The organism is Rhodococcus sp. TAF43 (assembly GCF_052113525.1).
In the GTDB taxonomy this organism is placed as follows: Bacteria; Actinomycetota; Actinomycetes; order Mycobacteriales; family Mycobacteriaceae; genus Prescottella.
The window spans coordinates 47,318-74,198 of sequence record NZ_JBFRDL010000046.1; the positions used below are offsets into that span (position 1 = coordinate 47,318).

26 protein-coding genes and 1 riboswitch are annotated in these 26,881 nt (G+C 68.3%); of the genes, 17 read left to right on the forward strand and 9 right to left on the reverse strand.

Annotated features, from left to right (window positions below; genetic code table 11):
- The first annotated feature begins 44 nt into the window (after positions 1-44).
- Together fgd and AB4Z09_RS23005 are read left to right on the forward strand one after the other, a co-directional pair.
- The gene (fgd, locus tag AB4Z09_RS23000) at positions 45-1,058 is read left to right on the forward strand and encodes a glucose-6-phosphate dehydrogenase (coenzyme-F420) (protein WP_114721706.1); all 1,014 of its coding nucleotides are present in this window, start codon (positions 45-47) and stop codon (positions 1,056-1,058) included.
- A 48-nt stretch (positions 1,059-1,106) separates the two neighbouring features.
- Complete coding sequence (locus tag AB4Z09_RS23005; RefSeq protein WP_442240741.1) at positions 1,107-1,511, forward strand: suppressor of fused domain protein; 405 nt, start codon at positions 1,107-1,109, stop codon at positions 1,509-1,511.
- A 77-nt stretch (positions 1,512-1,588) separates the two neighbouring features.
- On the opposite strand, the gene AB4Z09_RS23010 is transcribed toward AB4Z09_RS23005, so the two are convergent.
- Entirely contained in the window at positions 1,589-2,098 is a 510-nt protein-coding gene (locus AB4Z09_RS23010) for a nitroreductase/quinone reductase family protein (protein WP_114721710.1), read from the reverse strand.
- A 39-nt stretch (positions 2,099-2,137) separates the two neighbouring features.
- On the opposite strand from AB4Z09_RS23010, the gene pta reads away from it, so the two are divergent.
- From pta to AB4Z09_RS23030, 4 genes are all read left to right on the forward strand, one after another.
- A complete protein-coding gene (gene pta, locus AB4Z09_RS23015; RefSeq protein WP_442240742.1) occupies positions 2,138-4,219 on the forward strand; it encodes a phosphate acetyltransferase in 2,082 nt (693 codons plus the stop codon).
- Positions 4,216-5,406, forward strand: coding sequence for an acetate/propionate family kinase (locus AB4Z09_RS23020; RefSeq protein WP_442240743.1), 1,191 nt, complete (start codon positions 4,216-4,218; stop codon positions 5,404-5,406). The genes pta and AB4Z09_RS23020 overlap by 4 nt, the downstream gene beginning before the upstream one ends.
- A gap of 86 nt (positions 5,407-5,492) precedes the next feature.
- A complete protein-coding gene (gene ctaD / locus AB4Z09_RS23025) occupies positions 5,493-7,262 on the forward strand; it encodes an aa3-type cytochrome oxidase subunit I (protein ID WP_442240744.1) in 1,770 nt (589 codons plus the stop codon).
- Between the two features lie 2 nt (positions 7,263-7,264).
- Complete coding sequence (locus AB4Z09_RS23030) at positions 7,265-7,558, forward strand: hypothetical protein (RefSeq protein WP_442240745.1); 294 nt, start codon at positions 7,265-7,267, stop codon at positions 7,556-7,558.
- On the opposite strand, the gene AB4Z09_RS23035 is transcribed toward AB4Z09_RS23030, so the two are convergent.
- From AB4Z09_RS23035 to AB4Z09_RS23045, 3 genes are read right to left on the reverse strand one after another with little or no spacing between them, the layout of a single operon-like run.
- Positions 7,491-9,740 (reverse strand): tetratricopeptide repeat protein, encoded by a 2,250-nt coding sequence (locus AB4Z09_RS23035; RefSeq protein ID WP_442240746.1) that lies wholly within the window; start codon positions 9,738-9,740, stop codon positions 7,491-7,493. The two genes, AB4Z09_RS23030 and AB4Z09_RS23035, sit on opposite strands and share 68 nt — an antisense overlap.
- A gap of 24 nt (positions 9,741-9,764) precedes the next feature.
- Positions 9,765-10,745 carry a transporter substrate-binding domain-containing protein gene (locus AB4Z09_RS23040; RefSeq protein ID WP_442240747.1) on the reverse strand — a complete coding sequence of 327 codons (981 nt, stop codon included), beginning with the start codon at positions 10,743-10,745 and terminating at the stop codon, positions 9,765-9,767.
- Complete coding sequence (locus AB4Z09_RS23045) at positions 10,745-12,094, reverse strand: hypothetical protein (RefSeq protein ID WP_442240748.1); 1,350 nt, start codon at positions 12,092-12,094, stop codon at positions 10,745-10,747. The genes AB4Z09_RS23040 and AB4Z09_RS23045 overlap by 1 nt, the downstream gene beginning before the upstream one ends.
- A gap of 157 nt (positions 12,095-12,251) precedes the next feature.
- Between AB4Z09_RS23045 and AB4Z09_RS23050 the strand changes: the two genes are divergently transcribed.
- The 3 genes from AB4Z09_RS23050 (at position 12,252) to AB4Z09_RS23060 (ending at position 17,230) form a co-directional block, all read left to right on the forward strand.
- Positions 12,252-13,091: an NUDIX hydrolase gene (locus AB4Z09_RS23050; RefSeq protein WP_174912867.1), complete on the forward strand. Its 840-nt coding sequence runs from the start codon at positions 12,252-12,254 to the stop codon at positions 13,089-13,091.
- Positions 13,092-13,693: 602 nt separating this feature from the next.
- Positions 13,694-16,372 (forward strand): SdrD B-like domain-containing protein, encoded by a 2,679-nt coding sequence (locus tag AB4Z09_RS23055; protein WP_442240749.1) that lies wholly within the window; start codon positions 13,694-13,696, stop codon positions 16,370-16,372.
- Between the two features lie 120 nt (positions 16,373-16,492).
- Complete coding sequence (locus tag AB4Z09_RS23060) at positions 16,493-17,230, forward strand: class F sortase (RefSeq protein WP_254622634.1); 738 nt, start codon at positions 16,493-16,495, stop codon at positions 17,228-17,230.
- A 132-nt stretch (positions 17,231-17,362) separates the two neighbouring features.
- Here the strand turns inward: AB4Z09_RS23060 and AB4Z09_RS23065 are convergent, their stop codons facing one another.
- From AB4Z09_RS23065 to AB4Z09_RS23075, 3 genes are all read right to left on the reverse strand, one after another.
- On the reverse strand, positions 17,363-17,773 hold the full coding sequence (locus AB4Z09_RS23065) for a pyridoxamine 5'-phosphate oxidase family protein (RefSeq protein ID WP_442240750.1): 411 nt from the start codon (positions 17,771-17,773) through the stop codon (positions 17,363-17,365).
- Positions 17,774-17,860: 87 nt separating this feature from the next.
- Positions 17,861-18,604: an acyl-CoA thioesterase gene (locus AB4Z09_RS23070; protein WP_442240751.1), complete on the reverse strand. Its 744-nt coding sequence runs from the start codon at positions 18,602-18,604 to the stop codon at positions 17,861-17,863.
- Complete coding sequence (locus tag AB4Z09_RS23075; protein WP_114721728.1) at positions 18,601-19,989, reverse strand: MFS transporter; 1,389 nt, start codon at positions 19,987-19,989, stop codon at positions 18,601-18,603. The genes AB4Z09_RS23070 and AB4Z09_RS23075 overlap by 4 nt, the downstream gene beginning before the upstream one ends.
- 58 nt (positions 19,990-20,047) lie before the next feature.
- Between AB4Z09_RS23075 and AB4Z09_RS23080 the strand changes: the two genes are divergently transcribed.
- Entirely contained in the window at positions 20,048-20,569 is a 522-nt protein-coding gene (locus AB4Z09_RS23080) for a winged helix-turn-helix transcriptional regulator (protein ID WP_442240752.1), read from the forward strand.
- A gap of 9 nt (positions 20,570-20,578) precedes the next feature.
- Here AB4Z09_RS23080 and AB4Z09_RS23085 read toward each other — a convergent pair whose 3' ends face one another.
- On the reverse strand, positions 20,579-20,968 hold the full coding sequence (locus AB4Z09_RS23085; protein ID WP_442240753.1) for a hypothetical protein: 390 nt from the start codon (positions 20,966-20,968) through the stop codon (positions 20,579-20,581).
- A 206-nt stretch (positions 20,969-21,174) separates the two neighbouring features.
- Between AB4Z09_RS23085 and AB4Z09_RS23090 the strand changes: the two genes are divergently transcribed.
- Both AB4Z09_RS23090 and AB4Z09_RS23095 read left to right on the forward strand, forming a co-directional pair.
- Entirely contained in the window at positions 21,175-22,422 is a 1,248-nt protein-coding gene (locus tag AB4Z09_RS23090) for a glycosyltransferase 87 family protein (RefSeq protein ID WP_442240754.1), read from the forward strand.
- Positions 22,423-22,438: 16 nt separating this feature from the next.
- Entirely contained in the window at positions 22,439-22,873 is a 435-nt protein-coding gene (locus AB4Z09_RS23095) for a hypothetical protein (RefSeq protein WP_114721830.1), read from the forward strand.
- Between the two features lie 19 nt (positions 22,874-22,892).
- Here AB4Z09_RS23095 and thiE read toward each other — a convergent pair whose 3' ends face one another.
- Positions 22,893-23,585 carry a thiamine phosphate synthase gene (gene thiE, locus AB4Z09_RS23100; protein ID WP_442240755.1) on the reverse strand — a complete coding sequence of 231 codons (693 nt, stop codon included), beginning with the start codon at positions 23,583-23,585 and terminating at the stop codon, positions 22,893-22,895.
- 26 nt (positions 23,586-23,611) lie between these two features.
- Positions 23,612-23,733: riboswitch (TPP riboswitch) on the forward strand.
- On the opposite strand from thiE, the gene thiO reads away from it, so the two are divergent.
- From thiO to AB4Z09_RS23125, 5 genes are all read left to right on the forward strand, one after another.
- Positions 23,733-24,809: a glycine oxidase ThiO gene (gene thiO, locus AB4Z09_RS23105; RefSeq protein ID WP_174912849.1), complete on the forward strand. Its 1,077-nt coding sequence runs from the start codon at positions 23,733-23,735 to the stop codon at positions 24,807-24,809. (Overlaps the previous riboswitch by 1 nt.)
- An 11-nt stretch (positions 24,810-24,820) precedes the next feature.
- Positions 24,821-25,030, forward strand: a complete 210-nt coding sequence (gene thiS / locus AB4Z09_RS23110) for a sulfur carrier protein ThiS (RefSeq protein ID WP_114721831.1) — start codon at positions 24,821-24,823, stop codon at positions 25,028-25,030.
- Between the two features lies 1 nt (position 25,031).
- Positions 25,032-25,781, forward strand: coding sequence for a thiazole synthase (locus AB4Z09_RS23115; RefSeq protein WP_302675465.1), 750 nt, complete (start codon positions 25,032-25,034; stop codon positions 25,779-25,781).
- A gap of 184 nt (positions 25,782-25,965) precedes the next feature.
- Positions 25,966-26,430: a pentapeptide repeat-containing protein gene (locus AB4Z09_RS23120; RefSeq protein WP_254622633.1), complete on the forward strand. Its 465-nt coding sequence runs from the start codon at positions 25,966-25,968 to the stop codon at positions 26,428-26,430.
- A gap of 110 nt (positions 26,431-26,540) precedes the next feature.
- Positions 26,541-26,881, forward strand: a 341-nt coding sequence (locus AB4Z09_RS23125; protein ID WP_442240756.1) for an ATP-binding cassette domain-containing protein, incomplete at its 3' end; no start/stop codon positions are given.

Consider the following 26,881-nt stretch of genomic DNA (forward strand, 5'->3'; position numbering starts at 1 on the left):
GCATACTCGAACCCAATCGAATCAGGTAGACGATCGGAGAACCGGTGGTACAGGGACTGAAGTTGGGTTTGAAGGCGTCCGCGGAGCAGTTCGGACCGCGTGACCTGGTGGAACTGGGCGTGATGGCCGAGGAACACGGCCTCGACAGTGTCACCGTCAGCGACCACTTCCAGCCGTGGCGGCACAACGGTGGCCACGCACCGTTCTCGATCGCCTGGATGACGGCGGTCGGCGAGCGCACCCAGCGCCTGCAGCTCGGCACCTCGGTGATGACGCCGACGTTCCGCTACAACCCGGCGGTCGTCGCGCAGGCGTTCGCGACGATGGGCTGCCTGTACCCGGGGCGCGTCATGCTCGGTGTCGGCACCGGTGAGGCGCTCAACGAGATCGCGACCGGTTTCAAGGGCGAATGGCCCGAGTTCAAGGAGCGTTTCGCGCGCCTGCGCGAGTCGGTGCAGCTGATGCGCGACCTGTGGACCGGCGACCGGGTCGACTTCGAGGGCGAGTACTACAGCACCAAGGGCGCCTCGATCTACGACGTTCCCGAGGGCGGCATCCCGGTGTACGTGGCGGCCGGTGGCCCCGTCGTGGCGCGCTACGCGGGCCGCGCCGGCGACGGCTTCATCTGCACGTCCGGCAAGGGCATGGACCTATATACCGAGAAGCTGATCCCCGCCGTCAAGGAGGGGGCCGAGAAGGCGGCCCGCAACTTCGCGGACATCGACCGGATGATCGAGATCAAGATCTCGTACGACACCGACGCCGACGCCGCGCTCGAGAACACCCGGTTCTGGGCGCCGCTGTCGCTGACGGCGGAGCAGAAGCACTCCATCGACGATCCGATCGAGATGGAGGCGGCCGCCGACGCGCTGCCCATCGAGCAGGTCGCCAAGCGGTGGATCGTGGCGTCGGATCCGGACGAGGCCGTCGCGCAGATCAAGCCGTACATCGACGCGGGCCTCAACCACCTGGTGTTCCACGCGCCCGGTCACGACCAGAAGCGGTTCCTGGACCTCTTCGAGCGCGACCTCGCCCCGCGCCTGCGCGCCCTGGCCTGACGGGCGCCGACGCCGGTTCGCTCGGGACCGGCATCTAGGCTCGTTCCCATGGAAGCCAGCGAGGAAGTCCGGGCCGCGGCACGCATTCGCACCGAGCTGATCACCGTCGGACGCGCCGACTATCGGCTCCTGTCCGACGTCCTCGCCCAGTGCGCGTTCCAGATCGCGTCCGGATCCCTGCACGTCACCCCGAACACCATCGTTCCCAACGCCGTTCACGCAGCGGATCCGGACCGTTCCACCCGGCACGTGCTGCTCGTCGTCCCGTTCATCTGGTCTGCGCTCGAGATCCTCGTCGAACGAGACGAGGATGTGACCACATGGTTGCAGGCGGTGCCGATCACCGACGCCGAGTTGCAGTTCGCCTCCCGGTTGGGCGCCGACGAGCTGTTCACACGACTCGAATCGGCGGGCGCCGACGTGTCCGACATCGACCGCCCCTCCGTGGTCTGACCCCCGCTGGCCGAATGTCACATACGTCCAGTCCAACTGAACGCATGTGACATTCGGCCACAGCGGGGTGAGGCCGGTCAGCGGCGGGTGAGGGCGAACATCCGCAGGTTCCGGTCGGTGCGGCCCTGGTAGACGGCGTACGCGCCGGCCAGTTCGACGAACTGCTTGTACAGCCGGTCCTTCTCCTCGCCGTCGACCTGCTCCGCGAGGACGGGGATGTCGCGTCCGGCCATCGTCACGCTCGCCTCGGGCTGCGCGAGCAGGTTCGACGTCCACGCGGGGTGGTGCGCCTGCCCGAAGTTGCTGCCCACGACCACCAGACGGTCGCCGTCGCGGATGTACAGCAGCGGGCTGGTGCGGCGCTGCCCGGACTTGCGCCCGACCGTGTTGAGCAGGACCGTCGGCGCGCCGATGGGGCCGAGGATCGTGTAGCGGCCCTTGCTGCGCAGGAGCAGTCGACGGTCCACCCCGGCGAGCCGGCGGATGGTCCACGACCCCAGCCCGGTCGCCGCGAACGCGGTGCCCGGCCCGCGCAGGATGCTGTTCTCCGAACCCCACCGGACGTCCGGGAATGACGATTCGCTCATGGGCGCCGATTATGCGCGATCGTCACTAGGCTGTCGCTCATGGCTGATTCGGGCACCGTGTCGAGCGTCTACATTGCCTCGCCGGAGGGCGATACCGGGAAGTCCACGGTCGCGTTGGGTGTGCTGCACATGCTGTGCGCGTCCACTGCGCGAGTGGGGGTGTTCCGGCCGATCGCGCGCGGCACCGACGAGACCGACCACATTCACGAACTGCTCGTCGAGCACACCACCGCGGACCTGAGCTACGAGCAGTGCCTGGGCGTGACGTACGAGCAGGTGCACGCCGACCCGGACGGCGCCCTCAGTGAGATCGTCTCCCGCTACCACCAGGTGGCCGAGCAGTGCGACGCAGTCGTGATCGTCGGCAGCGACTACACCGACGTCGCGAGCCCCAGCGAGCTCGGCTACAACGCGCGGATCGCGGCCAACCTCGAGGCGCCGGTGCTGCTGACGTTGCGCGGGGCCCGCCGCACGCCGCACGAGGTGGCGCAGCTCGCGAACCTGTGCACCGCCGAGCTGGCGACCCAGCACGCGCATCTCGTCGCGATAGTCGTCAACCGCTGCGATCCTGATCGGCTCGAGGAGTACGCGGCCGCGCCGGACGCGGCCGGGGTGCCGGTGTGGAGCCTGCCGGAGATTCCGCTGCTGGTCGCCCCGACGATGGCCGAACTGCTCGACGCCATCGACGGCGAGCTGTACAGCGGTGACACCGCGCTCCTACAGCGTGAGGCGCTGCGGGTGATGGTGGGCGGCATGACTGCCGAGCACATCCTCGAGCGGCTGTCCGAGGGCACCGTCGTCATCGCGCCGGGCGACCGGTCCGACGTGCTGCTCGCTCTCGTCAATGCCCATGACGCACAGGGGTTTCCGTCGCTGGCCGGAATCATCATGAACGGCGGGATCGCGCCGCATCCCGCCGTGGCGAAGCTGATCGACGGACTGAACCCACGGCTGCCGATCCTCACCACCGCGATGGGCACGTTCGACACCGCGAGCACCGCGGCGCAGACCCGCGGCCGGGTCGGGGTCGCCTCGCTGCGCAAGGTCGACACCGCACTGAGCCTGATGGAGCGGCGGGTGGACTCGCGGACCCTGACGGATCTCCTGAAGCTCGAGATCCCATCGGTGATGACCCCGCAGATGTTCGAGTACCAGTTGATCGACCGGGCTCGTGCCGACCGCAAGCGCATCGTTCTGCCCGAGGGCGACGACGATCGGATCCTGCGCGCCGCGGGCAGGCTGCTGCGCCGGCAGGTGGTGGATCTGACGATCCTCGGTGACGAGGCGAAGGTGCGTGGGCGGGCCGCCGAGCTGGGTGTGGACCTGTCGTCGGYCACCGTCCTGGACCCGCACACGTCCGAGTACGTCTCCGCGTTCGCGGCCGAGTACGCCCGGCTGCGGGCGCACCGCGGCATGACGATCGAACGGGCCCGGGAGATCATGGCCGACATCTCGTACTTCGGAACGATGATGGTGCACAAGGGGATTGCCGACGGGATGGTGTCCGGTGCGGCGCACACGACGGCGCACACGATTCGGCCGTCGCTCGAGATCATCAAGACCCAGCCAGGGGTGTCGACGGTGTCGAGCGTGTTCCTGATGTGCCTGTCGGACCGGGTCCTGGCGTACGGGGACTGCGCGGTGGTGCCGGATCCGACGGCCGAGCAGCTGGCCGACATCGCGATCTCGTCGGCCGACACGGCCGCCCGATTCGGGATCGAGTCGCGCGTCGCGATGCTGTCGTATTCGACGGGAGAATCCGGTACGGGCATCGGCGTGGACAAGGTGCGTACCGCGACCGCCCTAGTGCGCGAGCGGCGCCCCGACCTGCCGGTGGAAGGCCCCATTCAGTACGACGCCGCGGTGGAGCCCACGGTCGCGAGCGCGAAGCTGCCCGGTTCGGCGGTGGCGGGCCGGGCCACGGTGTTCGTCTTCCCGGACCTCAACACCGGCAACAACACGTACAAGGCGGTGCAACGCAGCGCGGGCGCCGTCGCGGTGGGGCCGGTCCTGCAGGGTCTGAACAAGCCGGTGAACGATCTGTCCCGCGGCGCGCTGGTCCAGGACATCGTCAACACCGTCGCGATCACGGCGATCCAGGCGCAGGGGGTGTCGTCATGACCGAACGTATTGTGCTGGTGATCAATTCGGGGTCGTCGTCGATCAAGTTCCAGCTGGTCCACCCGGTGGCGGGTGATGCCGTGGGCTCGGGTCTGGTGGAGCGGATCGGGGAGCCGGCGGGACGGATCGTCTACCGCCACCCGGGCGGCGTGATCGAACGCGAGCTCTACATTCCAGATCATGCGGCGGGCCTGCGCGCTGCCGAAGAGGTGATCGCCGAGACCGGCCCGCCGCTGCGCGAGCGCGGCATCGTCGCCGTCGGTCACCGGGTGGTCCACGGCGGCGCGGTGTTCCACGAGCCCGTCCTGATCGACGACGCGGTTCTGAAGGAGTTGCGGCGGCTGTCGCCCCTCGCGCCGCTGCACAATCCGCCGAACGTGGTCGGGATCGAGGTGGCGCGCAAGCTGTTGCCGGACGTCCCGCACGTCGCGGTGTTCGATACCGCGTTCTTCCACACGCTGCCCGACGCAGCCGCGACGTATGCGATCGACGCGGAGGTGGCGCGCGCGAATCGAGTGAGGCGCTACGGGTTCCACGGAACCTCGCACGAGTACGTGAGCGGGCGGGCGGCGGCGTTCGCCGGCCGCGACGACGCGGAGCTGAACCAGATCGTCCTGCACCTCGGCAACGGGGCGTCGGCGTCCGCGATCCGCGGAGGGCGTGCGATCGACACGTCGATGGGCATGACACCGCTCGAGGGTCTGGTGATGGGCACCCGCAGCGGCGACCTGGATCCCGGCGTCATCCTGCATCTGGCCCGCAACGCCGGGATGACGGTGGACGAGATCGACGACCTGCTCAACCGGCACTCGGGGCTCAAGGGCCTGTGCGGTGTGAACGACTTCCGCGCGTTGCTGGGGCTCGTCGCCGACGGGGACGGGGCCGCGAAGCTCGCCTACGACGTGTACGTGCACCGGCTGCGCCGCTACATCGGCGCGTACCTCGTCGAACTCGGCGGCGTCGACGTCATCACGTTCACCGGTGGGGTGGGGGAGAACAACGTCGACGTCCGGCGCGACGCCCTTGCGGGTCTCGACCGTCTCGGTATCGTGGTCGACGAGACCCTCAACCAGTCGCCCGGTCGGGGCGAGCGCCGCATCAGCGCAGAGAGTTCCTCGGTCGAGGTGCTCGTCGTTCCCACCAACGAGGAGCTCGCGATTGCACGGAAGGCGATCGCGTTGACCTGAATCGGGAAGATCGGTGTCCGTCGGCGGGAACTGTCGGGACCTTCGACCCTCGTGGCGGAACCCTCGGACGTCCGACTATGTCCGGTATGGTTGCCAACCCCGAGATCGACACAGCTCCACCACGCACGCTGACACCGTCGCGGCCGACGACGGCAGGTCGTGCGGCAACAGGTTCCAAGGGGTCGTTCATCTACAAGATGATCACGACCACCGATCCCAAGGTGCTCGGGATCATGTACCTCGTCACCGCGTTCGCGTTCTTCCTCATCGGTGGCCTCATGGCGCTGCTGATGCGGAGCGAGTTGGCGATCCCGGGTCTGCAGTTCCTGTCGAACGAGCAGTTCAACCAGCTGTTCACGATGCACGGCACGATCATGCTGCTGCTGTACGCGACCCCGGTCGTGTTCGGCTTCGCCAACTACATCGTTCCGCTGCAGATCGGCGCGCCGGATGTCAGCTTCCCGCGCCTGAACGCGCTGAGCTACTGGTTCTACCTGTTCGGTGGCCTGATCGCGACGGCCGGTTTCATCACCCCGGGTGGTGCCGCCGACTTCGGCTGGACCGCCTACGTGCCGCTGTCGAATGCGGTGCACACACCGGGGGTCGGCGCGGACCTGTGGATCATCGGATTGGCGCTCGGTGGTGTCGGCACCATCCTCGGTGGCGTCAACTTCATCACCACCATCGTGTGCCTGCGTGCCCCCGGTATGACCATGTTCCGGATGCCGATCTTCACGTGGAACATCCTCATCACGTCGCTGCTGATCCTGCTGGTGTTCCCTCTGCTCGCTGCCGCGCTGATCGGTCTGTGGGTGGATCGTCACCTCGGTGCGCACCTGTTCGACCCGGCGACCGGCGGAGTGATGTTGTGGCAGCACCTGTTCTGGTTCTTCGGTCACCCCGAGGTGTACGTGATCGCGCTGCCGTTCTTCGGCATCGTCTCGGAGATCTTCCCGGTCTTCTCGCGTAAGCCGATCTTCGGTTACAGCGGCCTGGTGTACGCGACCATGGGCATCGCGGCCCTGTCGATCGCGGTGTGGGCGCACCACATGTACGCCACCGGTGCGGTGCTGCTGCCGTTCTTCTCCTTCATGACGTTCCTCATCGCGGTCCCGACCGGTGTGAAGTTCTTCAACTGGATCGGCACCATGTGGCGCGGACAGCTCACGTTCGAGTCGCCGATGCTGTTCTCGGTCGGCTTCCTCGTGACCTTCCTCTTCGGCGGCCTGTCGGGCGTCCTGCTGGCGAGCCCGCCGCTCGACTTCCACGTCACCGACACGTATTTCGTCGTCGCGCACTTCCACTACGTGCTCTTCGGCACCATCGTGTTCGCGACCTACGCCGGCATCTACTTCTGGTTCCCCAAGATGACCGGCCGCATGATGGACGAGCGCCTCGCGAAGTGRCACTTCTGGACCACGCTGGTCGGCTTTCACCTCACCTTCCTGGTCCAGCACTGGCTCGGTGCGTCGGGCATGCCGCGTCGGTACGCGGACTACCTGCCCACCGACGGCTTCACCACGCTGAACACGATCTCGACGGTCGGCTCGTTCATCCTCGGTGCCTCGACGCTGCCGTTCCTGTGGAACGTCTTCAAGAGCTACCGCTACGGGCAGATCGTGACCGTCGACGACCCGTGGGGCTACGGCAACTCGCTCGAGTGGGCCACCACCTGCCCGCCGCCGCGGCACAACTTCACCGAGCTGCCCCGGATCCGTTCGGAGCGTCCGGCATTCGAGCTGCACTACCCGCACATGGTCGACCGCATGCGCGACGAGGCCCACGTGGGGCTCGGGCACGGCAAGGACAAGAACGCGGACACGGTCGCCGAACTGCAGCACGAGACGAGGGTCTGACGGTGGACGACGGCACGAGGTACCGCAACTGGATGGTCGAGCCGGCTCCGGCCGAGACGCGGCCCGAACCGCGCCGACTGCTGGCACCGCTGCTCACCGTGGTGCTGGCGCTGGCGACTCCGGTCGTCCTGCCGATCCCTGTCGCCGTCGTCCTCGTCCTCGCGGCGCTGTCCTGGTTCGGTGCGCGAATCCAGGAGTCCGGCAGTTCGAGCCGGGCCGACGGGGCGCTCAGAACAGGCTTCGCGGACGGACGGCGTTCGCAAGATCCACGAGCGTATAGCGGTGAGTGGGCGTAGGCGCACTGCGCGCCATCGCTCGCAGTGAGGACTCCGTCCCCGCGCGCAGGCCGCGTTCGGTGAAGGGAACACCGAGCAGCGGCTCGCGCGCGGTGGTGGGGGTGTGCCCTTCGAGGAGCCATTGGAGCGCGGTGCCGAGCACCACGGTCCGCATCTGCGGCCCGCGGCTCTCGGCCCGCGGCAGGGCCAGCACGCGCCGAGCCGATTCTCGCAACGTGGCTTCGGTGATCTTGCGGATCGGCCGCACCGCGAGGTACGTCAGGACCGCCGTCATCCGGGCGAGGCCGTAGCTGCGCGAGCCGGTCGGCACCTGGTCGAGGGCGGTGACCGCGCCGTGGACGTCGCCGTCGGCGGCGCGGCGTCGGGCCGATCCGAAGGCGGCACTGACGACGTTGCGATCGATCCGCCACACCGTCTCGTAGTACGAGACGGCCGGAATCCGCCAGCGGTCGACTCCCTCCTCGTCGCTGTGATCGAGCAGCAGCTCGGCGGTCGCACCGAGGGCGAGTTTGGGCGCCACCTCGCCGGGCAGTGCCGAGTACACGGCGTCGAAAGATGCGTAGGCGGAGGTCAGTTCGTTCGACAACAACGACGCGAGCCCTCGGTACCACTCGATGCGCCAGTCGTGCGGGTGCGTCAGGGCCAGCGGCCGCAGCAGTTGCCGGGCCCGGCTCGCCTCGCCGAGATCGAGGTACGAGCGCACCTCCGCGAGCGGCAGTTCCACCGACTTCAGCACCTCGCCGGAGCGGCCCTCCCGCGCCCGATCGAGGACGTCCAGCATCAACTGCGGATCGCTGTGCGCCGCGGCATTGACCAGTGCGGCACCGGGATCGTCGGAGTCCACCAGCGGCACCGCGAGAGCCTGGGCAACCTTGTGGGCGTCGAGTTTTCGTGCGCGCTCGACGCCGTCCACGAACACGTCGGTCTGTTCCACGAACCCGTCCGCGCCGAACGTCGCGCGTTGGCGGCTGAAGACGGTGGACAGGGCGGGATGCTCCTGGTCGTCCTGGCGGGAGACGATCTCTCGCAGGACCCCGGTGAGCTGAGCGGACAACTCGCGGGCGGAACCGAATCGACGGTCCGGGTCGGGATCGATCGCGCGCAGCAGCAGCCGTCGGTACGAGTCGTACTCGGCGAGCAGCGGGGCCCGCTCGGGGGACGGCAGTCCGTCCACGTAGCGGCCGTTCTCGGACGGCAGATCGAGCGTGAGTGCGGCGAGAGTGCGGCCGACGGTGTAGATGTCGGACGCGACGGTGGGCCCGGTCTCGGTGATCTCGGGTGCCTGGAAACCGGGGGTGCCGTACAGGTAGCCGTAGCTCTCGAGGGGTGCGACGGCGCCCAGGTCGATCAGCTTGACCTGTTCGTCGGTGACCATGATGTTGTCGGGCTTGAGGTCGTTGTACGCCAGGCCGATGGAGTGCAGGTACTCGAGGGCAGGCAGGATCTCGAGGATGTACGCGACGGCCTGATCGACGGGCAACCGGTCGGGTCGCCGGTAGGTGGACAGGATGTCGCGCAACGAGTTACCGCCCACGTACTCCATCACCAGGTATCCGGCCGGCGGGGAGCCTTCCTCCTGGAATTCGACGAAGTTGTAGATCTTGACGATGCTCGGGTGCTCCACCTCGGCGAGGAACTGTCGTTCGGATGCGGCGACGGCGCGGGACTCGGCGTCGCCGAGTTGGAGAAGACCCTTGAGGACCACCCACCGGTCGTCGACGTTGCGGTCGATCGCGAGGTAGATCCACCCGAGGCCGCCGTGGGCGATACACCCCTGCACCTCGTACTGGCCGGCGATCACCATGCCGGGGGCGAGTAGTGGCGCGAACTCGAAGCGGGACCCGCAGTTGGCGCAGATACCGGACGTCGGGCCCGGTCCGCCGTCGGTGGACCGTCCCACCGGCTTGTTGCATTTCCAGCAGAACCGTTTGCGCTCCGGGACGTGCGGATCGGTGAGGACTGCGGACGCGGGACCGCGCAGCGGGACGGGTGGCACCTCCACCAGTCCGTCTCCGAGTCGACGTCGTGAGACCGTCCGGGTGCGTTGCGTGCGGGCCCGGCGCCCGGTGGTGGGTGCGCTCTCCTGGGTCGACATCGGCTCGTCCGCATGCTGTGTGGCGCGCGTCTGCGCGATCTCGCCCGTGTCGACCGTATGCTCTTCTGCCGCATCCTTTCCCGCCATCTATCCTCCGTTCTCGCTGCCTCGTCAGTCCCGGTAGGTGGGGGGTGGTGGTCCCGGTGAGGGGCCCAGTCCGGAGAGCCATCTCTGATAGATCCTCTCCCACGTGCCGTCGTTGCGGATCCTTTCCAGTGTGCCGTTGACGAATCGCACCAGATCATCATTGCCCTTGGTGATTCCGATGCCGTAGGGCTCCGGCCCCAGACTCGGTCCGACCATCCGCAGATACGGATCCTGCGTCGACATCCCGGCCAGCAGCGTGTCGTCGGTGCTGATTGCGTCGACCTGGCGTTGCTGCAGCATCACCAGGCAGTCCGACCACGTCGGGACCGTGACGACGGTGGCGTCGGGTTGCGCCCGGACGATGCGTTCGAGGGAGCGGGTGCCGGCGACCGCGCACACCCGTTTGCCGGCGAGGTCCGCGACGTCGGTGACGGGGGAGCCCGCCATCACCAGGATCCGCTGCTGCGCTTGGTAGTACACCGTGGAGAAGTCCACCCGCTGTCGCCGGTCGCATGTGATGCTCATCGTCCGGGCGACGATATCGACTCTCGAATCCTTCAGGGCCTGTTCACGTTCGGATGAGGTGAGGATCCGGAACTCCACCTTGTCGGGGCTGCCCAGCAGGTCGCGGGCGATCTCCCGGGCGACATCGACGTCGAAGCCCTCGATGCCCCCGGTCGCGGGATTGCGGAAGCTCATCAGGTTGCTGCCGGTGTCCAGCCCGACGACGAGCCGACCGCGTTCGCGGATGGCGTCGAGCGACGCGCTGGGCGGTATCTCGCCGGCCGGGAACGGTCGCAGGCTGGCGGTCGGGTCTCCGCAGTCCACCGGCGGTGTCGGGGTCGGCGCCGAGGTCACGATCGACGCCCCCTCCGGTAGCGGCGCAACGCTGTACGTCTCGGTGGGCGGGAGGGTGTACGGGTCGGGTGGCGTCGAGCACCCGGCGGCGACCGCGGCCACCACCCCGACGACCACGACGGTTGTCGCAAGGTGCCGAAGCGGCATCACTGGTACTCCCGCAGGCGGGGCCACAGGCCCACCGGTATACCGATGGCCGCGACCACCGTGAGCACCAGCGCGCCGGGCCCGAGAGCCGACAGCACCGTCGACGAACGGGAGATGTCGCCTCTCAGTTCGGCGCGGGCGGCCTCGGCGCCGTCCGACAGAGCGGCGTCGACGATGTCGAACTGCGAGGCCGCCGTCGCGGGATCGGTACCGACCGTCGTCATGGCGGCGGCCGTCCAGTCGCCCACCGTGAGCGCGTCGATCATGCGTTGGTGCGACGCGGTCCAGCCGTCCAGCGCCTGCACCGCCCGGTCGGCGTCGTCGCGTCCGACGTCCACCGAGTAGTTGTCCAGCAGATTGCGCAGTTGGTCGGTGTCGTCGACGAACACCTGCGCGTGCTCGGCCTTCTCGTCGCGGCGGACCAGTTGCAGGATCTCCTGGGTGCGGGCCTGCTGCGCGAGGATGCGCGCGGCCGCGAACGTCGAGAGCGGCTCGGAGCCCTGCCGGACCGCTTCGTGCGCCGACACCGCGGAGATGATCCCCGCGACCAGCATCCACACCAGCAGCGCAGCCATGGCCGTGGTCGTCAACAGGAGCCCGGCGTTGAACGTGCGCCTGGTCCGCCTCGACAGCACCACCTGCGTCGCCACCAGCGCGGCCAGCAATGCCACGAGCAGCCCGATCGCGAACCACGGCGGGCGGGCGAACCCGGACTGCGGCGCCAGCGATGCGGCCGCACGTTCGGTGTGCAGGGCCTGTGCCAACGGCAGCAGGTCCGTCTGCATCAGCGCCGACGCCTCCGCCAGGTACGCGGTGCCGACCGGGTTACCGGCGCGGTTGTCGGTGCGTGCGGTCTCGACCAGCCCCGTATACACCGGGAGCTTCGTCGCGATCTCGGTGAGCAGCCGTCGGCCCTGGTCGTCGCCCGGCAGCCCGTCCGACGTCGCGACCAACTCCGCGGCCGCGGTCCCGATGGCCTGCGAATAGCGGTCCCTGTCCTCGCTCGGTTCCACGCCACCGGACAGGAAGGCGGTGGCCGCGGCGGCATCGGCGACCGACAGCGACGCGTAGAGGTTCTGTGACGATCGGGCCAGCGGCTCGGTGGTGGACAACAGCGTGTCGATGTCCTGCTTGCGCTCGCCGGCCACCATGGAGGCGATCAGACCCGCCGCCACGGTGCCGAGCAGCAGTGCGACGCCGACGGCGAGCAGGCGGGCGGGTGTCGATCGCAGCAGGTCACGCGCGGCCTGTGGGCGCACGTGGACGCGGGCGGCGCGATTCGGCGGCGCGTCCTCCCACCTCGCGTCCGCCGCGTGCGTCGACTCCGTCGTCGTCTCCGGCACTGCCACGGCTCATACCTCGGTTCGCCGTCCGTTTGGTTCGCCGTTCCGTAGTGCCGAGCATATAAGCAGCACCGGCAGGTTGTTCCGCCGATTCGTGATGCGGCGGGGAATACTGTGGGGACAGGTGAGCGGCTCGGCGGACAGGGCAGGTGAGAGGCACTCCATGCGCGGTGACGGAGACGGTTGGGCGACGACCCCCGACGGGGTACGGCATTGGGGCCGGCACGGTGCGGCGGGGCTGTTGCTGCGTGCCCCGTTGGCCGACGGTTCGGCCGGGGTGCTGTTGCAACACCGTGCCGCGTGGAGTCACCAGGGCGGGACGTGGGCGCTGCCGGGCGGCGCGCGGGACAGCCACGAGACTACGATCCACGCCGCGGTGCGCGAGGCGCAGGAGGAGACCGGTATCGACGTCGGTGCGGTCCATGTGCGCACCGAGCGGGTGACGGCGAGTGTCGCCGGCGGCTGGACGTACACGACGGTGATCGCCGACGCCGACAAGACGCTGGCACTGGTCCCGAACGGGGAGAGCACCGAGCTGCGCTGGGTGCCCGAGGCCCAGGTGGAGCACATGCCGCTGCATCCGGGTTTCGCCACCGCGTGGCCGGGCCTGCGGACCACCGAGGTGCGGGTGCTGCTCGACACCGCGAACGTGCTCGGATCCCGGCCCAACGGTTGGTGGCGCGATCGGCCGGGCGCCACGACGGAGTTGCTGGACCGGATCGCCCAGGTCCTGCCCCGCACGATCGAACTGCCCGACGGCGGATTCGGGTGGCTGCCGCGCATCGAGGCGGTGCTCGAGGGACAGGCCCGCGCCGCCGGCTACGTCGACACGCGGATCCCGGTGCACACCGCCGCCGGCAGCGGCGACGACGAACTGGCGCGGCTCGCGGCCGGCGGCGGGGCACTCACCGCCGTCGTGACCGCCGACCGCGGACTGCGCGACCGGCTGCCCGAGTCGGTGCTCGCACTGCCGCCGTCGACCGTGCTGACCTGGCTGGACTGACTTCCGGCAGTACCGCTCATCCGACGTCGGTCATCCGTTCATCGGGAGGACGTCGTCTACGCCAGATCGGACTTGATGGGATATGCGAGTTCGATTGTGGCGATGTGACATTCGGGGGACCTGGTTCGAAAGTGGCTGCGCCGCAGTGCTCTTCCCTGCGGATTGATCTCGGCCTTCTAGGATCCCCCTCGAATCTCCCGCAGGAACGCGACCAATCGGTCTTGCGATGAGTCATGGATCACGCCAATGGATTCCGGGGCCTCAAGCGTGAGATGCCGGCGCCTCGGAGGTTGCCTGCCKACGACGGCGACTCTACTTCTATGACCCCGCACACGTTATTGCTGTGTCCCCGAACACATTCGGCCCCGTCGGTGAGGGTGTTTGCCCACTGGAAAGGGTGAACGTCAGGGTGAAATTCGCGCGAACAGGGGTTTCGCGTACTGCTGAACTATTAATGGAAGAAGGCTCAAGTTACGCTCCGCTTTGTCCGCCAAAAGGCGGAATGTCCGATATTCGTGGGGATCTGAAGGACGCGATGGGTCGCGGGGGCGGCCGTTCAGCGCTCAGGTGTGGGACATGGTCGATGACAAGGAAGGAACCACATGACTGGCTTCACAGCTGCGTACAGCGCGGCTCGGAGGCTCCTCCTTGGTGTGTTCGCACTGGTACTTGCTTTCTCCGGGCTCGTGATCTTGCCTGGCGCTCAGGGAGTTGCACAGGCCGAGCCCGCCAGTTGTGGAAGCGGTGGTTGGTCGGACGTCAAGTGGCGACAGGGCGCCCCGAACATCAAGGACGGCGCGTACACCGAGTACGGGACCGGGCAGTTCGGTACCGAGCTCGAGTTCGACTGGCATGTCGCCAATGGCGCGAAGGCCGGGACGTCCTTCGACTTCGCCCTGCCACCGCAGCTCAAGCCCGTCAACCGGCAGGATATCGACCTGAAATCGCCGGACGGCAAGTTGGTTGCCACGGGTGTGTGGACGGGTAACACGCTCGCATTCACCCTGACCGACTACGCCGACACGCATTCCAATGTTCACGGCACGGCGTGGGCATCGGTCGCGTGGGACGAGACCGTCGTCGGCCGCCCGAGCGCCGATACCCGCTACAACCTGCAGTTCGGCGGGTGCGGACAGGGCCAGCTGCCCGGCGTCGTCCTGGGCGAAACCGGGGGTACGGCGACCCGGGTCGACAACAACAAGTTCGGCTCCTGGAAGGACCCCAACCAGGGTTCGGAGTCGCTCGAGAAGCAGATCGGTTGGACGATCACCGTCGAGACGCAGAAGCAGGACTTCACCAGCGGGAACTTCGTCATTAAGGACGAGTCTCAGCATGGATGGGTCCCGAACTGCAGCACCGTCAAGGTCACGAGCTACGACTTCAGGTCGTCGAGGTACGTCGATGTGGATACGAACCGGTACATCGTCGACTGCAGCGCGAGCGGTGTGACGGTCACGTTCCAGCCGGTCGGCGGTCGGCCGACGCTCGCGAAGGACGAGAACTTCGTCATCTCGTTCGACGGCGACCTCACCGCGGAGTGGAACAAGCGGGATCCGCTGAAGAACACCGTGAGCATCAACGGCGTCGACAAGTCCGCCGAGATCAAGCGTGCCGGCTCTGGCGGCGACGGTGTCGGCAGCAAGTCGGCGACTGTCGGCGACCTGGTGTGGCTCGACGAGAACAAGGACGGACGACAGGATCCCAGCGAGCCCGGGATCCCCGGCGTTGTGCTGAAGGTCTACAACGAGGACGGCACCTTGGTTACCAAGGACTACCGAGATCAGCCGTTCGACAACACGACCACGACCGATGCGACCGGCTTGTACCTGTTCACCGGCCTGAAGCCCGGCCACAAGTACGTCGTCAAGATCGATCGGGAAGACGAATCCACGAAGAAGGCCCTCACCGGCCTCGAACCGACGCGCGAGCACGAGGGTGATCGCGCCGGATGGTCGAATACGTGGGAGGCGACCTCGGAGAACTTGCCGAAGGCCGGCGCCGAGGATCTGACCCTCGACTTCGGCTTCGTCAAGAAGCCGGTGCTGGGTGCGTTCACGGTCGGCAAGGCGGTCTCGGGTGACGGGGCCGGCCTGGTCGGGGACGTGAAGTTCACGTTCGAGTACGTGTGTGGCGACATCTTGGGGTCGCGGGAGATCAAGGGTGGAGAATCCTTCACCATCGGTGAGATCCCGGCCGGTACCAAATGCACCGTCGCGGAGAAGGCCCACGAGGTCTCAGGCACCGTGTTGACGACGACCTGGACCATCGACGGGGAGATTGCCAGCTCTCCGGTGGAGTTCACCGTCTCCGACAAGAGCACCGACTTGGTGGCGAACAACAAGTACACCAAGCTCGGCGCGGTGACCGTGGGCGACTACGTCTGGTTCGACAAGAACAAGAACGGGCGCCAGGACGACGGCGAGCCGGGCATCGGTGGTGTGGTGCTGCAGGTCCTCAACGAGGACGGAACCCCGGTGACGCAGAACTACCTGGGTGAGCCCTACACCAACACGACCACGACCGATTCGAACGGCAAGTACATCTTCACGGACTTGGCACCCGCCCAGAAGTACATGGTGAAGATCGTCCGCGATGACGAATCCACCGAGAAGGCGCTGAAGGGCTTCGAGCCGACCAAGGAGCACGAGGGTGATCGCTCCGGATGGTCGAACACGTGGGAGGCGACGTCGGAGAACCTGCCGAACATCGGTGACGAGGATCTGACGCTCGACTTCGGGTTCGTCAAGCAGGCCGATTGCAGCCTCGGTACGGGCTCGACCGGCAGCCTGGGCAGCCTGGGCAGCACCGGTGGTTCGGGCAGCGACGACTGCGGCGCAATCGGAACCGGTAGCCTCGGCTCGCTGGGCGCCGGCTCGCTGGCGCTGGGCGCTGGCTCCCTTGCGGCGGGTTCCCTTGCGGCCGGTTCGGCTGGCTCGTTGGGCTCGGGTACTCCCGGAACCCCGGGTACTCCCGGAACCCCGGGTACTCCCGGAACCCCGGGTACTCCCGGAACCCCGGGTACTCCCGGAACCCCGGGTACTCCCGGAACCCCGGGTACTCCCGGAACCCCGGGTACTCCCGGAACCCCGGGCAACTCCGGGAATCAGGGAACGACCGGCAACTCGGACTCCGGGAAGGGTGCACTGATCGACTCCGGTCTGGGCGCCGACAGTGACGGTGGCATGAACGCCGGACTGGTCGCCGGTGGTCTGGCGCTGCTGGTCGCTGCGGGTGGTGTGCTGTTCGTGGCACTGCGCCGGCGCAATCAGGGCAATCAGTGACGAGTGATGTCACAGAACACATGTGACGCGCTCTGATGAGTGATCGGGTGGCCCGGGACGTGAACCGTCTCGGGCCACTCGGTTGTCCGCCAAACTCTTTGTGACCGGAGGGATTCCATCGTGAGCAGACATACCGCACAAAGAGAGTCGGGTCGGACCGGTTCGGTCGCGATGATTGTGATCGCGTTGGTACTGCTCATCGGCGGTGGTCTGCTGGTTTTTCGGGGGATGCAGCCCGAGTCGGCATCGGCCGCGCCGGTGCCGGAATTGACGTTCGATCTGTCACCTGACGGTGTGGCGGACCCTGTCGACGGTGCGGCGCCGGCGATCGGCGCCGGCAGCATGGCACACAAGCCGGGTCCGGCATCGGCGAACCCCGCGGGTCGGCCGCAGGTTCCGGTCGGTCCGCTGCCGGACAACCATCTGGTGATCCCGGCGATCGGGGTGGAGACCGCGTTGGATCCGCTGGGCTTGGCGTCGGACGGGAGTCTGTTGTTGCCGCGCGAGGTGAGTCAGGTGACGTACTGGACCGGGTCGGCGCCGATAACCGCGCCGGACGGCGGGATCCTGGTGGCCGGGCATGTGGACAACGCGAATCAGGGTGAGGGAGCACTGTATTGGATGCACACCCTCTACCCGGGTGACGCCGTCTACCTGACGAAGGAGGGTGTGGTCACCCGTTGGAAGATCACCCGGATGGAGCGGTTCGTCAAGCAGGCGTTGCCAGAGTGGGCGTTCCAGGGAGCGGGTGGTCCGAGGGAACTGCACCTGGTGACGTGCGGGGGAGAGGTCGTCAAGGACTCCAACGGGCACGGTACCTATCTCGAGAACGTTGTGGTCACGGCTGTCCCGTTCTGACCCTGCGCGGCAGGGCTTCGAGAACGGCGAACTTCACCGGAGCGCTGACGATGTTCCCGTCGACGATCCAGTGACGGCGGTGTCACGGTCGGTAGTCGCCTTTCGGCGTCTCTCGATCCGGGACCCAGCAAGCTAACCCCGGTCGAGCACGAAGCGGCGGCCGTGGATCTCCGTCGGACGGATCTGGACGAAGTTGTACTTCGCGGTCGGCACCCAAGACTGCAGAGCGAACTCCTCGGCGGCGTTGATCTCGTCGAACCGCACGAGGGTTCGCGCGATGCCGTGGACCACGATGCTCCACGCCGACGTCGCGTCGGCGTGATCGACCTGGAACGTGGTCATCGGCTTGAGTGTGAGCTCGGTGAGCTTGTCGCCCTCGGCGGTACGGAAGTAGATCTTGCCGTCGTGCACCACGTAGTTGACCGGGTATACATCCGGCCGGTCGTCGGTGACGAGGATGAGCCGACCGAGGCGTTCGGTGGACAACAGGTCCAGCGCGTCCTGTTCGGTGAGAGCGGCGACGGGGTTTGTCCGGTCCTGCATGTCTGCTCCGATCCTCGGTGAGCCTTCACCCTCGACTCTGCCCGCTGCGGCACGCTCGTGCCACCAGGTTCGGGTGTGAGCTGCGCATCACCGTGAGGTGTCCAGAATGCGGCGCAGCTGTCGCGCCTGGGCGGCGAGTTCGCCGTCGGTGGTGAACAGTTCGGTTTCGTCGACGCACTCGTCGGATGTCCACCACACCGTGCGGTGGCGCAGTCGATGCCACGGTCCGGTGGCAGACCCGGCGGCGGGAGCGAAGTGCGCCGTCAACTCGACGGTCGGGATCGGTGCCGGCGCAGTGCGTATCGCGAACAGTCCCGGAGGAAGCGCGTCGAGCAGGATCGCGGCGCGCTCGACACCGGTGAACTCCAACCCCGGGCGCAGCCGGATCCACACGTCGAACTCCGGGTCCGGTCCGCCCGCGAAGGGACGTGCGGCGTTGATCGGACGGATGTCGAGGTGCTGCGAGAAAGGCGCGAAGTCGATCGGGATATCCAGTCCCGCAAGACTGTCCGGGTCGACGGCCGTCTCTATCGACGGTGCGTGCCGGGCGGCAGCAGCACCTCGCGACAGACGGACCAGTGCCGTCGCGGCGGTGCCGGCGCGCACCTGCACGCCCGGTGACCGGCCTGCCGGTCCTCGCTGCACCGTCATGTCGATCGGGCCGGGGCGCACCGGGGCGTAGAAGTGCGCGGTGGCGGCGGCGGGGACGGCGCCGGTCTCGACGGAAGCGGCCCGCAGCATCGCCGCGAGCACCATGCCGCCGTGGATGCCGTCGAAAGCGCGCCAGGTGTCGTCGAATCGGGTGGGGAAAGGATCGAAGGTCGTGGTCATGACGAGAACTCCTGTGCGGTAACGGTTTGCGGGGGAATCTGTGCGGTCGGCCGGGGCGACATCGCGAGCGCGGTGACGGCCCCGAGCGCGGCGAGGGCGGCGATGGTCCACCACGCGGCGGTGAAGTCGGACGCCGCGAGAACGGCGACGAGGATCGCGATACCCAGGACGCTGCCGAGTTGGCGGCTGGTATTGACGACCGCGCTGCCGGTGGCGCCTTGGGCGGGCGGCAGCGTCGCAGTGGCGGTCGAGAGAATCGTCGGCAGGGCGAGTCCGACACCGGCGCCGGCGATCAGCCACCCGGGAAGCAGGCCCGTCGCGTAGTTCGGTTCGGTGTGGACGCTCGCGAGGATGAGCACGGTGCCGGCGCCCCACAGTGCACTGCCGAGACCGGCGACGACGCCGGATGGCAGGCGCCGGCCGAGGACCTGGCCGACGATCGCGAAGACCGGGACCAGCAGCGGGCCGGGCGCCACCGCGAGACCGGTGCGCAGTGCCGAGTAGCCCCACTCGGTCTGCATCCACAGGATGTTGGCGAGCAGGCCGGCGGCGAACGACGCGCTGAACGCGACCGCGGTGACGTTGGACCACGCGAACGGGCGCACCCGCAGCAACGCCGGGTCGACCAACGGATTGCGGTGACGCACCGTGCGCCGAGCGAACCAGGCCAGCGCGAGGACTCCGACGGCGACGGCGACCAGGGTGCCGGCGTGCGTCCATCCCCAGTCGGGGCCCTGCACCAACGCCAGCGACACCGCGCCGAGACCGACCGCGAGCAGACCCGCGCCGGGAAGGTCGACGTCGGTGGGGTGCGGATCGCGGGACTCGGGCACGATGCGCGCGGCCGCCCACAGCAGCACCACGCCGATCGGCACGTTGATCAGGAAGATCCAGCGCCACGACGCGGACACCAGCAGTCCGCCGAGTACGGGGCCGAGGGCCGACGCGGCGGCGCCGGTCGCGGCCCACAGGCGCACCCCGAGCGCGCGTCGGGCATCGGGCAGGGCCGCGATCAGCAGGCCCAGGCTGGCAGGGGTGAGCGCGGCGGCGCCCGCGGCCTGCGCCAGGCGGAACAGGACGAGCAGCCACAGTGACGGGGCGAGGGCGCACGCGGCGCTCGCGATCGTGAACAGCGCCAGGCCTGCCAGGAACGCGCGTCGGCGTCCGACGCGGTCGGCCCAGCGGCCGGCCGGGATCAGCAGGGCCGCGTAGACGATCGCGTAGGCGCTGAGGACCCAGCTCAGCTGGGAGAGCGATGTGCCGGCGAAGTCGGTGGCGATGTCGTCGAGGGCGACGTTGACGACGAACAGGTCCAGGGCCGCGACGAACGGCGCCCCGGACAGGATGGCGATGAGCGCACCCGGATTCTGACTTTTGTTTTGCATAGTCAGGGAGTGTGGACCCTGGCTATGAATTTAGCAAGCCAGGGAGTAATCTGGGTGCATGGAGACGGCACGGCTCGACGGGTTTCTCGCGGACCGCGACGCGTGGCGGGCCACGCAGTGTTCGATCGCGAAGGCGATGGACGTGATCGGTACGCGCTCGGCGATGCTGATCTTGCGCGAGGCGTACTACGGCACAACCCGTTTCGACCACTTCGCGGAACGTGTCGGGATCACCGAGGCGGTGGCGGCCGCACGGTTGCGGGAACTCACCGCCGAGGGACTGTTCGAGCGGCAGCCCTACAAGGAGCCGGGGCAGCGCACCCGGCACGAGTACGTCCTGACCGAGAAGGGGCGGGATGTGATGCCCGCTGTGCTGGCGCTGATGCAGTGGGGGGACAAGTACCTGCAGGGCGAGCGCGGTGGGCCGCTGGACCTCGCGGACGACACCTCCGGCGAACCCGTCCACGTCGAGGTGCGCAGCGAATCCGGGCGTCGGGTCCCACTGGGCGAGCTGCGGGTGGTCCCGAACGTCACCGCCGAACAGGCGCGGAGGGCGATGGAACGGGACGGGGAGCGRTAGGACGGGGCGTCAGCCCTCGGCCTTCTTTTCTTCCCGCCGGTTGCGGAGGAAGACCAGCGGCAGAACGAGCGTGGCGAGAGCGGTCACCAGCCACACGACGAGCGTCGCGAGAACCCACGTGCGCCAACCGGAGATCGACAGGCCGCCGAAGGCGGATGCGATCACCAGGGCGACGAAGGTCGACACCAGTCCGATCCCGCCCAGGAATGCGGGTGCATTCTTGGCCGCGATCTTCGTGATGAACGGTGACAGCACGCTCTGCGCGATCGCGAAGATCACGACGGCGGTCACGAACCCGGCGGCGCTGACCGACACCTCGGGCAGCAACCACACGGCGGCCAGGATCCCGACCGCGGCCGAGCCCAGGAAGAACGCACACCTGATCAGAAGGCGAATCATGTTCCGGCCCTTTCGTGTAGTTCGGGCGAGTGTATCGATCAGCGGCGCCGTGCGGCGGGTAACGTGGCCGAACGTCCGTGGCGACCTCTCAGGGGAGGGGGTGGCCGGTAAGAACGGATGCGGGATCGAGACGCTTCATTGCTTAGGCTTGGTATGTAGATCAATCCGGGCAGATCGGTGAGGGGGCCAGGCGGGTGTTGCGGAGAATGGGGCCCGAGGCAGGTGAACTACCGCGTCGGCGGGGCCATCTCGCGGTGCTCGTCCTGTGGGCGATCGCGTCGGTGGTGTTGGTGTTCACGACCGTGCGTCCGTGGATGCCGACGATCGGAATCTTCGCCGGCGGAGCCGACCTGGACGTCTACCGCGACGGCGCGCGGCACGTCATGGAGGATCTGCCGCTCTACACCGAACCGGTGATCCACGGCCTGCTCTACACGTACACGCCGTTCTCGACGCTGATGTTCATCCCGTTCGGACTGTTGCCGGGCGGGATCGACAGGTACATCTGGATGGGGGCCAACCTAGTCCTGCTGGTTGCCATCGTCGCGCTGTGCTGGCGGATGCTCGGGTATCGGATCACGCCGTACCTGGTGGGTGTCTCGGCGCTGCTGGCGGTGGCCTGCACGTTCCTCGAACCGGTTCGCACGACGCTGTTCTACGGCCAGATCAACCTGGTCCTGATGGCGTTGGTGCTGTGGGACGTCTCGCGCGGCGAGAACAGCAAGCTCAAGGGTGTCGGTGTCGGTATCGCCGCCGGGATCAAGCTGACGCCGGCGTACTTCGTCCTCTACTACCTGGTGCTGAGGCAGTGGCGGGCCGCGGCCGTGGCCGTGGGGACCATCGCGGCCACCATCGGCGCGAGTTGGCTGGTGCTCCCGAACGATTCGTGGCAGTACTGGACCAAGACGTTCTTCGAGTCCACCCGCATCGCGCAGGACGAGCACCCGTCGAACCAGTCGATCCGCGGCGTGATCGCGCACCTGACCGGGAAGCCCGCGCCGACGGTGCTGTGGGTGGTGCTCGCGGCGATCGTCGTGGTGGTCAGCATGTGGATCGTGCTGCGGCTGCACCGCGGCGGCGAGCATCTCCTCGCGGTCACGGTCGCAGGGCTGAGCGCCGCGGCAGTCTCGCCCTTCTCGTGGAGCCACCACTGGGTGTGGTTCGTGCCGCTGCTCGTCTACATCGTGCACCGGGCACTGACGAACTGGTGGTGGTGGCTCGCGGCGCTCGTGATCGCGGTCGCGACCGGGGCTTGGCCCTACCGGTGGGACGAGTACGTCGTGGTGGTGGGGCTGTTCCTGTTCCCGCCGTGGTGGACCGTCGCCGACGTCCTGATGAACATCTACATCCTCCTCTACGTCGGAGTGTTGATCGGGGCCGGCATCGTCGCGGCCCGATGCACACCGGACGGAGTGCACGACCAGGTACCGGCCGCCGATGCGAACCGGACATAGTGTCACCATGTCGGGCATGCGTATTCGACATGTGATCGCCCTCGTCCCCGCCGCACTGCTGCTCCTGACGGGTTGCAGTGACAGCGAGGAGACCTCCGCGTCCGGCCCGTCGGCGACCACCTCCGTGCAGGGGACGGCCGCTCAGGACGACTCTGCCGCGCTCGACGCCGCGGTCAAGGAGATGTGCAGCCAGGTGACCGCCTTCCTCGACAGTTCCGAGGCCCAGGCGAAGGGGACTGGCGAGTCGTTCGACCGTGCGGCCCAGGGGCAGGCGTTCCTCGATCAGCTGAAGGCGAACTCGGCCGTCTGGGTCGCCTCCTACAACATGCAGGCCGAAGCGGTGGGCGCGCCGCCGCTCGACCCGAGCACCGCCACCTGGGAGGACATGCCCGAGGCGAGCCGCGCAATGATCGAGGACTCGGTCGACGGGGCCGTCTCCGGAACCTGCTGACCGAGGCGCCGAGCGGTGGTCAGCCGCGCAGCGCGTCGGACAGCGCCCGCGCGGCGGCCTCCGGGTCGTCGGCGGCAGTGATGGCGCGCACGACGACGATCCGGGTGGCGCCGGCTTCGAGGATCTGCGGCAGCCGCTCCTGGTCGACGCCGCCGATGGCGAACCACGGCCGCGTCGGAACGGCGTCGGCCGTGCTGCGGACCAGTTCGATGCCGGACGCCGTCCGGCCCGGCTTGGTGGGGGTGGCCCACACCGGCCCGGTGCAGAAGTAGTCGACGTCCTCTTCGATCGCGGCGAGGCTGGCCTGCGCGCGGTTGTTGGTGGAGCGTCCGATCACGACGTCGGGGCCGACGATCCGGCGCGCGTAGTGTACCGGCAGGTCGTTCTGGCCCAGGTGCAGGACGTCGGCGCCCGCGGCGAGCGCGAGGTCGGCGCGGTCGTTGACGGCGAGCAGCGCGCCGTGCCGGCGGGCCGCGGCACCGATCACCGCGAGCGCGGCCAGCTCCTCCTTGACCTCCATCGGCCCGAGTTCGCGTTCGCCCGCCGAGCCCTTGTCGCGGAGCTGGACGATGTCGACGCCGCCGGCGAGTGCCGCTTCGACGAAGTGGGCCAGATCGCCCTTGTCGCGGCGGGCGTCGGTGCAGAGATAGAGGCGCGCGTCTGCGAGTCGCTCGCGGGGCGTCAGGCGCTTGACGGACTGGGAGGCATGCACACCTGGAACGGTAGTCTCTAATGCGGACGAATCAACACGGGAGTCCCAGGAGCGCAGACTGTGCGCGGGGCTGAGAGGGGGCCTGCCGGCCCCGACCGTCATACCTGACCCGGATCATGCCGGCGCAGGGAGTGAGGTGGAGAAAAGTTGACCCGATCGGTTTCCGTCGTGGGTGGCGGTGTCATCGGCCTGTCGATCGCCTGGCGTGCGGCGCAGCGCGGCTGGACGGTGAAGCTGCACGACCCGGCACCGGGAAGCGGTGCGTCGTGGGTGGCCGGCGGCATGCTGGCCCCGCTGTCGGAGGGCTGGCCCGGTGAGGAGAAGGCGCTGGCGCTGGGGGCGTCGTCGCTGCAGCGGTGGCCGGAATTCGGCGCCGAACTGGAAGCCGTCGCGGGGGTGACACTGTTCACGTCCGACGACTCGCTGACCGTCGCGCTGGACGCCGCCGACGCCGCGGACCTGCACACCATCGCCGAGTGGGTGGCAACGCAGGGGCACGAGCTGAAGATCTTGAACCGCGCGCAGATCCGGGAGTTGGAGCCGTCGCTGGGCCGCGGCATCCGCCTGGCGCTGCAGGCGCCCACCGAGTTGGCCGTCGACAACCGGCTACTGGTGCAGGCGCTGCGGACGGCCGCCGTCGCGGCCGGTGTGGAGCTGATCGAGCAGTCGGTGACCGACCTGGAAACGCTCACCACCGATCAGGTGGTGCTGTCGGCGGGATCGAACTCGGCGCAGCTGTGGCCGGATCTGCCGGTGCGTCCGGTGAAGGGCGAGATCCTGCGCCTTCGGGCCCGGCCGGGCGTGACGCCGGCGCCCCGGCGCACTATCCGCGGCAGTGTGCACGGCCGGCCGTCGTACCTGGTGCCGCGCGCCGACGGCATCGTCGTCGGTGCGACGCAGTACGAGTCGGGCCACGACACCCAGGTCACCGTCGCCGGGGTGCGGGACCTCATCGCCGATGCGGAGGCACTGATGCCCGCGATCGGCGAGTACGAGCTGTACGAGGCGAAAGCCGGTCTGCGCCCGATGAGTCCGGACAACATGCCGATCATCGGCCGCGTCTCGGATCGGGTGGTGCTCGCGACCGGGCACGGGCGCAACGGAATCCTGATGACCCCGGTCACCGCGGACGCGACTGTCGCGATTCTCGACGGCAACCCCCTGGCGGAGGCGGAAAGTGCCGCCGCCGAACGATTTTCACAGCAGACGTATGAGCGGGCATGAGTGAGGTTTGGATGAGTGAGTTGATCGGTATCACCGTCAACGGTGAGGACCACGAATTCGACGGGCCGCTGACGGTAGCCGAGTTGTTGGACCGGCTGGAACTGCCGCAGCGCGGCATCGCGGTCGCGGTGGACGGTGCGGTGTTCCCGCGCGGCCGGTGGACCGAGTCGGTGGGTCGCGGCTGGGAGATCGAGATCCTCACGGCGGTGCAGGGTGGCTGAGATGGGCAAGCTGACGATCGCCGACCGCACGTTCGGCTCCCGCCTGATCATGGGCACCGGCGGCGCCGCGAACCTCGCGGTGCTCGAGGAGGCGTTGGTGGCGTCGGGCACGGAACTGACCACCGTCGCGATGCGCCGCGTCGATGCCGCGGGCGGCACCGGGGTCCTCGACCTGCTGCGCCGCCTCGACATCGCGCTACTACCGAACACCGCCGGCTGCCGCGGCGCGGCCGAGGCCGTGCTCACCGCGCAGCTCGCGCGCGAGGCGCTCGAGACCGATTGGGTGAAGCTCGAGGTGATCGCCGACGAGCGCACACTGCTGCCCGACGCTATCGAGTTGGTCAGCGCCGCAGAGCAATTGGTGGACGATGGATTCACGGTGCTGCCGTACACCACGGACGACCCGGTGCTCGCGAAGCGCCTCGAGGACGTGGGCTGTGCCGCGGTGATGCCACTGGGCTCGCCGATCGGCACCGGTCTGGGCATCTCGAACCCGCACAACATCGAGATGATCGTCGATGCCGCGAACGTGCCGGTGATCCTGGACGCCGGCATCGGCACCGCGAGCGACGCGGTGCTCGCGATGGAGCTGGGCTGTGACGCGGTGCTGCTCGCGACGGCCGTCACGCGCGCGAAGGACCCGGCGCTGATGGCGTCGGCGATGCGCGGCGCGGTCACCGCCGGCTACGAGGCCCGGCATGCCGGCCGCATTCCGAAGCGGTTCTGGGCGCAGGCGTCGTCGCCGATGTAGGGAGACACGCGGATCACGGATTGGTCGAAATACCTGGCCGAACGCGCGCGGGCGACATAGGCTCGGCAGCGACTGCTCCGTTGGTTCCAGTGCCGGGATAGGACATGCCATGTCGACGCTGAATGCAGATCTTCTTCAACTCCTCCGTTCGGATGTCGTGGCGTGGAACGCCCGACGTGACAAAATGCCCGACGCTCCGGATCTTCACGGGATGGATCTGTCGGGTGCCGACCTCGCCGGTGCCAACCTGACGGGCGCCAACATGGCGGGTATCGACCTGTCGGGAGCGGACCTCACGTCCGCGGAACTCGGCGGCGCCAACCTGACGGGAGCCAATCTCGCCGGCGCCGTCGCCGCGGACGCCGACTTCAGCAAGGCGTATCTGACGAACGCCAACCTGTCGGGTGCGGTGCTGACGCTCTCGTTCCTCACGTCGACGTACCTGGCGCACGCGATCCTCGCCGGGGCGGACCTCTCGGGCGCGTACATGACCGGGGCGCACCTCGAGGACGCCGACCTGACGGGCGCCAGATTGGCGGGCGCGTACCTCGCGCACGCGGATCTGACCGGCGCGGTGCTCGCCACGGCCGACGTGAGTGGCGCAGATCTCACCGACGTGACGATGCCGGACGGCGCCGTCCGGGCCTGATCCGGGTAGTCCCCGACTCTGTCTCAGGGTTCGTGTCATCCCTGGGTATGACACGGATGTAGACCTGCGACCGATGCGCGGAGGTCCCCTCATCGGGCATTGTGGTCCCCATGATTGAAGTGAGGGGACTGACGAAGACCTACGGGTCGACGAAAGCGGTGGACGATCTCACGTTCTCCGTGAAGCCGGGCATCGTCACCGGCTTCCTCGGCCCGAACGGTGCCGGTAAGTCGACGACCATGCGGATGATCCTGGGCCTCGACAAGCCGACGTCGGGCACCGCACTGATCGAGGGGGTGCCCTACCACCAGCTGAAGCAGCCGCTGCRCACCGTCGGCGCGCTGCTCGACGCAAAGTGGGTGCACCCCAACCGGTCGGCCAAGGCACACCTGCAGTGGATGGCGGCGGCCAACTCGCTGCCCGCGTCGCGCGTCGACGAGGTGCTGCGCCT